Raw genomic sequence first — 7,128 nt, 5'->3', positions numbered from 1 at the left:
GTTTTCTTCCTATACGCAGTGGAACTGGCCCTACCGGACCCCGCCCGGGGGGGGGGGGGGGGGCCCCCCCCCCCCCCCAACGCCACATTGGGTGCGTCCAACGCAACCAACGCCACATTGGGGCGCTCGTCCCGGACGGCAAACACTAGCTCCGGTCCCGCCGCCACTCACGACTGGTGAGCGGGCCGATGAGCCAGTGCGGGGCGCGCCGACAGGGTCATCGCCGCGCGCAGGTTCCGGCGGTAGCGCCGGACGAACAGGAATTCGTCCGCGGGCATCGCCGCGAAGAACCCGAATGCGGCCACCGGGGCCAGCAGCGCCGCGCCGTGGCCGAGGGGACCGGCGAACGCCAGCCACAGGAAGATGTTGGGCGTGCACTGGGTGATGTACAGGTCGCGGGCCTCGCCGGCCGGGAGGCCGCGGTTGCGCAGGTACACCACCGCGGCCACGCGCAGCGCGAGCAACGTCACCGCGACCACCACCACGGCCTGGAGCAGGCCGGTCGCGTCCACGCCGCCGTCCGGGGTCAGCGCGAACGTGACGACCGCGGCCAGCGGTACCAGCGCCGCCCCGCCGAGCCAGTTCCAGTTGGTGGCGAGCTGCCCGGCCCGGATCGGGCTGCGCCGCCGGAGCACCTGGGCGGCGAGCGCGGGCAGCGCCATGGCCCCGGCCAGCACCGCGACATAGCCCGTCACGGCCGCGCCCAGGCCGGGTATCCGGTGCGGGAACCACACGGCCGCCAGCACCACGACCGGGAGCACCAGCGACGCCGTCACCGTCTGCCGGACGGAGGCGAAGTAGTCGCCGCCCCACAACAGGGACAGCGCCGGGGTCAGCAGGGCGGGCGGCAGCAGCAGGAACAACCCCAGCGAAGACACCGGGCTGCCCGCGAACATCCAGGCGAGCACCAGCCCGACGGCGACCCGGAGGCACGTCAGCGGAAGCGCTTTCCGGATGCTCGTGCCGACGCCCCGCAGCACCCCGGAATGCAGCCGGAGCATGCCGAAGAAGGTGCTCAGCCCCAGCAACGCCACCACCGCCGTGGTGAACACCCGGGGTGGCAGCGGGACGTGCGAGGCCAGCTGGGCCGACGCGCCCAGCGCGGCTCCGCCCGCCACGAGCACCGGCAGCCGGATCTCGACCAGCTCGCCGAAGTCGTGCAGTGCCGACGTCTTCGCCCGGGTGCGGCTGATGCGCCGCAAGTCCGCTTCGGACACCGGTCGCGCGTTGGGGATCTTCAGGTCGCGGTAGTCCTCCGCGGCGATGCCCGCGACGACGACCGCGAACATCTCGACCACGTACTTGTGCGCGACGACCAGGATGTTCTTCCCGGCCCGCGACCGCGGCAGCAGGACTCGTTCGTAGTAGCTGCGGACCCGGTCGTGCAGCAGCCGCCACGACTCGCCGCCGGGCGGGCACCCGGTGCTGCCGTGGAAGTGTTCCGTGTAGGCGCGGAAGCCGATGCTCTTCTTGATCAGGCTCTTGTTCTGCGCGGTGAAAACGCCGAAATCCCGCTCGACGAGCGCGTCCGATTCGATGAGCTCGTATCGGCCGCCGAGCCGGTCCGCGATGATCTCCGCCGTGTGCTTCGCCCGGTCCAGCGGGGAAACGTGGATTTCGTCGTACCGGACGCCCAGCGCGGCGACGCGGTCGCCCGCCTGGCGCGCCTGCCGGACACCCAGTGCGGTCAGCGGGGTGTTCTGCCTGCCGGCGAAGAGGTTCTGTTCGTTCGCCAGCGACTCGCCGTGCCGGACGAAGTGGATCGCCATCGCGCTGCTCCCGGAATCGGTGCGAGAGGGACTCCGGTCCGCGCTGACCGAACGCCGGTCACCGGACCGGCCAGTCCATAGTGGACACGACCGGGACCGGAAACCATCCGCATCAGGCGAAATACGTTCAGGCGTCGTCCAACGGCAACGGCGGCGGCGGGGAGGTCGCCGCCTCGTGGGCCGTCAGCGCCGTGCTGAGGAGGTGCAGCTGCCGGATGGACGTCGGGTCGTAGCCCGTCAGCTGCTCGATCCGCTGCAGCCGGTAGTCCAGCGTGCTGCGGTGGATGATCAGCTCGGCGGCGGCCTTGGACCGGTTGCCCTCGGCCGCCAGGAGCGCGCGCAGCGTCTCCAGCAGCACCTCGTGGCGCGTGATCGGCTCGACCTTGGCGACGAGCAGGTCGGCCACCGGTCGCTGGGTCAGCACGGCGTACTCCACCAGCACGTCGCCGAGGAGGTAGCACCCCGGTGGCCGCCGGGCGGCCAGCGCCGCCGTGACCACGTCCGCCGCCTCGGCCCGGCCGGCGGGGATCCGGCCGGTCTTCTGCCACGAGACCCCCGCCCAGGTGGCCTCCGGCAGCGCGGCGTGAATCCCGGTGCACCGGCTGAGGCCGGTCTCCTCGTCGCCGGCGGGGACCAGGACGTACCCGCCGTGCTCGCACAGGGCGGTGAGGACGCCGGTCCCGGGATCGTCGAGAGCGGAGGCGTCGACCGGGGACGAGGAAACGGTGCGGAACGCCATCACGGCGTACGCCTGCGCGAACCGGCCCTGGTCGGTGGCCGCCTCGCCCCGGAGGAGGGCCACGGCGTCGTCGTGGGCCGAGGACCGCGGCGTCACCGCCCCGATCGTCGTTTCCTGGTAGCCCCGCAGCAGCTCCCGGAGGAAGCGGTTGCACGTCTCGGTGAACGCCTTCAGCCGGCCCGTGCCGGTGCCGGGCGCGGCCGCCAGCACGGCGACGGTCTCCTCGCCGGCCCGGCCCAGCAGCGCGAGCACGTCGTCCAGCGGCCAGCCGTCGGCGGCGCAGCCGTTGCCCATCGTCCGGGCCGCGGCGACCTTGCGCGCGTCCCACCCGGTGCGCGTGTCGGTCTCGACGTCTTCGCACAGCAGGGCGATCGCCATGGTGACCAGGTCGTGGGCCTTCTTGCGCCGGGTGGCCGGCAGCCGCTCGATTTCGCCGAGCATCCGGCTCCAGACCTCGGCGCGGAGGCCGGTCATCCGATTGCTCCTTGAGCGAACATCGACCCTTGAGTCCCCTTCGGAGCGGAGTGAGCGCGTTCGGCGGGAGAGAGCACCGCCGGGCTCACTGTAAGCGTTGCACGGTCCCGGCCGGGCCGTCGCGCACGGAATTCGGGAAGATGCGCGCCCGCGTGCGGAAAGATCCGAAAAACGCGGAAACGCGGGTGTGACGGCGGTCATCCCGCCGCGGGTGCGGGTCCGGTGGAGCCCCGGCGGACGAGTTCGGTGGGGAGCACCACGTCCGTGGGCGGCGTCTGCCGGCGCAGCTGGTCCAGCAGGAGCTCGGCCGCGCGTCGCCCTTGCGTGAACACGGGCTGCGCGATCGTCGACAGATCGAGGGCGGCCGCCAGCTCGTGGTCGTCGAAACCGATGACCGACATTTCCGCCGGGATGCCGACCCGTGCCCGGCGGAGCGCTTTCAACGCGCCGAACGCCATTTCGTCGGACATCGCGAACACCGCGCTCGGCGGGGACGGCTGGGCTAGCAGGCGCTCCATCGCCGCTTCGCCCGCGTCCGCGGTGAAGCCGCCGTCCGCCTCGAGCCGGCGCTCGGGCTCCAGGCCCGCCTCCGCCAGTGCCCGCAGGTAGCCGTTCCGGCGCCGCCCGGGAGTGGTGAACCCGTGTGGCGGCGGTTCGGTCTCCCCGAGCAGGCCGATCCGGCGGTGGCCGAGCTCGGCCAGGTGCCGCACGGCCCGCTTCGCGGCGGCGAAGTCGTCGATCCCGACCGTGGAAAGGCCTTCGGCGGTGCTGCCGACGAGGACCACCGGGACCCGCAGCGCGCGCAGCGCGTCGGCTTCTCGCGAGGTCAGCGGCAGGCACAGGACCAGCACCGCGTCGACCCGCCGGCGCACCGGCATCCGGTCGAAGAAGCGTGCCCGGCTCGGCGCGTCGGGCACGCCGTAGACGACGAGGTCCAGACCGGCTTCGCGGAGCACGCTCTCGGCTCCCGCGATCACCGTGCCGAAGAACCACCGCGAGACGAAGGGCACCACGATCCCGACCGAGTTGGTCCGGCCCGAAGCCAGGCTGGAGGCGTTGAACGGGATGACGTAGTCGAGTTCGGCGGCCGCGCGTTCGACCCGCGTCCTCGTCTCGGCGGTCACCGAAGGCAGCCCGCGCAGCGCGCGCGAGGCGGTGGCCGTGGAAACGCGTGCCTGCCTGGCGACGTCACGGATCGAGGGCATGTCACCTCCTCGGAGCGCACGGTACCCGGTGGCCGCGCACGGTCCCCCGCGCAGCGGGAATTCCGCGTGGTGCGGACGGGGTTCCGGAGAATCCGGAGCCGTCGCTTCCGCCTCGGAAAACGGCGAACCGGGCCGGAGGGACCGGCCCGGTTCGGCGAGCGGGACGCGTGCGGTCAGGCGACGCGCTTCGTGCGGGTCTCGAGCAGCTTGCCGAGGGAGAACTCGGCGGCACCGGCGTCGCCGAAGTCGACCGGGTCCGGGTTCTGGTGGATCACGCCGTCCTGGCCGCCGGTGAGGTTGACCCAGGCGTCGACGGCCTTGTGCGCGAAGGCGTGGAACCACGCCTTGTCGGTGTGCGGGAGTCCCATTTCGAGCGGGGCGATCTCCTCGAGCGACGGGACCCGGGATTCGATGGTGGCTGTCGTGCTCACGGTATCTCCACTGGTGGTTGAAGGGTCGGGCTTGTCCCGGGAAGGGTAGTGATCATCCGGCGCGCGGCGCATCCACCGAATGACGGGGAAACGCGTTGCCGCGCGGATCGGTTTCGGTGACTCAAGGCACACGCCGATCGTGGTGAACACTTCTTGAACACGCTTGGCCGCGACGCCGGATCCGTGCCATCGTGAGAAACCGAGATTGCCGAACCTATTTTCCGAGAAGGGAAAACCATGTCCGTGGCCACCGAGTCCCGGGTTGTCACCATGGCCAATGACACCGATTTCGACGCCGTCGAACTCCGTCTCGATTTCGCGGTCGCGCCGACTTTGTGCGAAACCGCCGTTCTCGTCGCGGCCGTCGGCGCGGGTGCCGCGATCGCGGCGTGCGCGGGCTACATCGCCAACGCCTGGGCGAACAACGCCGCCGGGCACCGCAACGGCCGGCACCGGCACACCGAGGAGACCCGGTCCATGCGGGGTGCCGACGTCCCGGCCGGCTCGTTCACCGACCTGATCGACGCGCGTGCCGAAATCCTCGGCTGATTTCCCGGGAGAAGAAATGTCGCACAACGGAGAATCGCGCGTGGTCTCGGCCGCGCGCCGGGAGAATTTCGGCACCACCGGATACATCGGCGCCACACCGATGAACCCGGTTTCGTGCAACGCGGTGGTTGCGACGGTGTTCGCGGGTGCGGCGACGGCCTTCGCGACCGGGTTCGCCGTCATCGCCGCACGGCACCATTTCGGCCATCATGAAGGAGCCGAAACCGTCGTCGAGGGAGTGCGGATCGGGCCCGATTCGCTGGACGGCCTGATCGGCGCCCGGCTGGGCGCGCTCGCGGTCGTCTGACCGCTTTCCCGCTGCCGGCGTGCCCCGGCACGCCGGCGGCGGAACCCGCGTTTTCCGGAAAATCCCTTCGCCGGGCCGCGGCGGGCGTCGAACCGGGAAAGAATTTCCCCGGTTCGCGCAGTGAACGGCCTCCCGGTGCGCCCTAGCGTGATGAGCCTCTCCTTTGCCGCCTCACGAGAACAGGGGACTTCGATGGCACCACCGAGGGAAGACGGACCGGGCCTGTCGCGGACGCTGGGAGCCCGGCACCTGTCGATGATCGCCGTCGGCGGGGTGATCGGCGCGGGGTTGTTCGTCGGCTCCGGCCAGGCGATCGCCGACGCCGGGCCCGCGGTGCTGATCACCTACGCGCTCGCCGGCGTGCTCGTCATCCTCGTCATGCGCATGCTGGGGGAGATGGCGACGGCCGACCCGCGGACGGGCTCCTTCTCCGCCTACGCCGAGGAAGGCATCGGCCGGTGGGCGGGGTTCTCGGTGGGGTGGCTCTACTGGTGGTTCTGGGTGACCACGATCGGGGTCGAAGCCACGGCGGGCGCGGCCATCGTGCACCGCTGGATGCCGTTCCTGCCCCAGTGGGCGTGGGTGCTCGTGCTGATGGCCGTGCTCACGCTGACCAACCTCTTCTCGGTGAAGTCCTACGGGGAGTTCGAGTTCTGGTTCGCCTCGATCAAGGTCGCGGCGATCGTCGTCTTCGTCCTGCTCGGCCTCGCGGCCGTCGCGGGGCTGCTGCCCGGTGTCGAGGCACCGGGCCTGCGCAACTTGACCGGCAACGGCGGGTTCGCCCCGCACGGCTTCGGTCCGGTGTTCTCCGCGATCTTCGTGGTGGTCTTCTCCTTCTTCGGCGCCGAAATCGCCACGATCGCGGCGTCGGAGTCGCCCGACCCGGTCGGGGCGGCGCGCCGGGCCGTGCGCTCGATCATGTGGCGCATCCTGGTGTTCTACTTGGGGTCCATCGCGGTCGTGGTGACGCTGTTGCCCTACGACGACGCGAGTGTCGGCAAGAGCCCGTACGTCGCCGTGCTCGACCTGATCGGCCTGCCGGCGGCGGGCACCGTGATGGACGTGATCGTGCTGACCGCCGTCCTGTCGTGCCTGAACTCGGGACTGTACACCGCTTCCCGGATGGCGTTCTCGCTCTCCGGCCGCGGCGACGCGCCCCGCGCGTGGCAGCGCGTCTCGTCCGGTGGCGTGCCGCGGGCCGCGGTCCTGGCGTCGACGGTCGTCGGCTTCGCGACGGTGATCCTGAACTACTTCGTGCCGGAACAGGTGTTCAGCTTCCTGCTCAACACCTCCGGCGCCCTGGCGGTGTTCATCTGGCTCGCGATCTCCGTCACCCAGCTGCGGATGCGGCGCCGGCTGGCGGCCGCGCACCCGGGCGGCCTGCCGTTGCGGATGTGGGGTTTCCCGTACCTGACGTGGCTGGCGATCGTGGCGATGGCGGCCCTGCTGATCGCGATGTTCTTCGACCCGTCCGGCCGTCCGCAGCTGCTGGCGAGCCTGGCGCTGACCGTGGTCGTGGTGGTCGTCGGCATCACCCGGCAGGTACGGGCCAAGGACGGCGGTCCGGCGAATTCCGAGGAAACCTTTCTGCGATCGCCGTCGTGATTTCGTTGTTTCGGTGGATGGCGTGGCCGGGGTGCCGGCTTAACGTGGT

The 7,128-nt window shown here is 71.2% G+C and carries 7 protein-coding genes; 3 read left to right on the top strand and 4 right to left on the bottom strand.

Annotated elements, in window-relative coordinates; all coding sequences use genetic code 11:
• Window positions 1-167 precede the first annotated feature (167 nt).
• From AB0G28_RS30915 to AB0G28_RS30900, 4 genes are all read right to left on the bottom strand, one after another.
• Entirely contained in the window at window positions 168-1,769 is a 1,602-nt protein-coding gene (locus AB0G28_RS30915; RefSeq protein ID WP_361096848.1) for a histidine phosphatase family protein, read from the bottom strand.
• A 127-nt stretch (window positions 1,770-1,896) separates the two neighbouring features.
• Window positions 1,897-2,982: a helix-turn-helix domain-containing protein gene (locus AB0G28_RS30910; protein ID WP_361096845.1), complete on the bottom strand. Its 1,086-nt coding sequence runs from the start codon at window positions 2,980-2,982 to the stop codon at window positions 1,897-1,899.
• A gap of 197 nt (window positions 2,983-3,179) precedes the next feature.
• Complete coding sequence (locus tag AB0G28_RS30905; protein ID WP_361096842.1) at window positions 3,180-4,187, bottom strand: LacI family DNA-binding transcriptional regulator; 1,008 nt, start codon at window positions 4,185-4,187, stop codon at window positions 3,180-3,182.
• Between the two features lie 173 nt (window positions 4,188-4,360).
• Window positions 4,361-4,618: a hypothetical protein gene (locus tag AB0G28_RS30900; RefSeq protein WP_361096839.1), complete on the bottom strand. Its 258-nt coding sequence runs from the start codon at window positions 4,616-4,618 to the stop codon at window positions 4,361-4,363.
• Between the two features lie 237 nt (window positions 4,619-4,855).
• On the opposite strand from AB0G28_RS30900, the gene AB0G28_RS30895 reads away from it, so the two are divergent.
• The 3 genes from AB0G28_RS30895 to AB0G28_RS30885 all read left to right on the top strand — a co-directional run bounded on the left by AB0G28_RS30895 (window position 4,856) and on the right by AB0G28_RS30885 (window position 7,079).
• Complete coding sequence (locus AB0G28_RS30895) at window positions 4,856-5,167, top strand: hypothetical protein (RefSeq protein WP_361096836.1); 312 nt, start codon at window positions 4,856-4,858, stop codon at window positions 5,165-5,167.
• A gap of 40 nt (window positions 5,168-5,207) precedes the next feature.
• Window positions 5,208-5,474 (top strand): hypothetical protein, encoded by a 267-nt coding sequence (locus AB0G28_RS30890; RefSeq protein WP_361096834.1) that lies wholly within the window; start codon window positions 5,208-5,210, stop codon window positions 5,472-5,474.
• A 192-nt stretch (window positions 5,475-5,666) separates the two neighbouring features.
• Window positions 5,667-7,079, top strand: coding sequence for an amino acid permease (locus tag AB0G28_RS30885; RefSeq protein WP_361096831.1), 1,413 nt, complete (start codon window positions 5,667-5,669; stop codon window positions 7,077-7,079).
• The last annotated feature ends 49 nt before the right edge of the window (window positions 7,080-7,128 follow it).

The sequence above is a fragment of the Amycolatopsis sp. NPDC021455 genome (genome assembly GCF_040640995.1).
Taxonomy (GTDB): Bacteria; Actinomycetota; Actinomycetes; order Mycobacteriales; family Pseudonocardiaceae; genus Amycolatopsis.
Note: the sequence above shows the minus strand (reverse complement) of the source record. Positions and strands in the feature narration are given on the sequence as shown.

What these genes read in the sequence shown, in the direction of transcription:
- AB0G28_RS30885 (WP_361096831.1), top strand. Translation starts at nt 5,667, where the DNA reads ATGGCACCACCGAGGGAAGACGGACCGGGCCTGTCGCGGACGCTGGGA.
- AB0G28_RS30905 (WP_361096842.1), bottom strand. Translation starts at nt 4,187, where the DNA reads ATGCCCTCGATCCGTGACGTCGCCAGGCAGGCACGCGTTTCCACGGCC.
- AB0G28_RS30895 (WP_361096836.1), top strand. Translation starts at nt 4,856, where the DNA reads ATGTCCGTGGCCACCGAGTCCCGGGTTGTCACCATGGCCAATGACACC.
- AB0G28_RS30910 (WP_361096845.1), bottom strand. Translation starts at nt 2,982, where the DNA reads ATGACCGGCCTCCGCGCCGAGGTCTGGAGCCGGATGCTCGGCGAAATC.
- AB0G28_RS30915 (WP_361096848.1), bottom strand. Translation starts at nt 1,769, where the DNA reads ATGGCGATCCACTTCGTCCGGCACGGCGAGTCGCTGGCGAACGAACAG.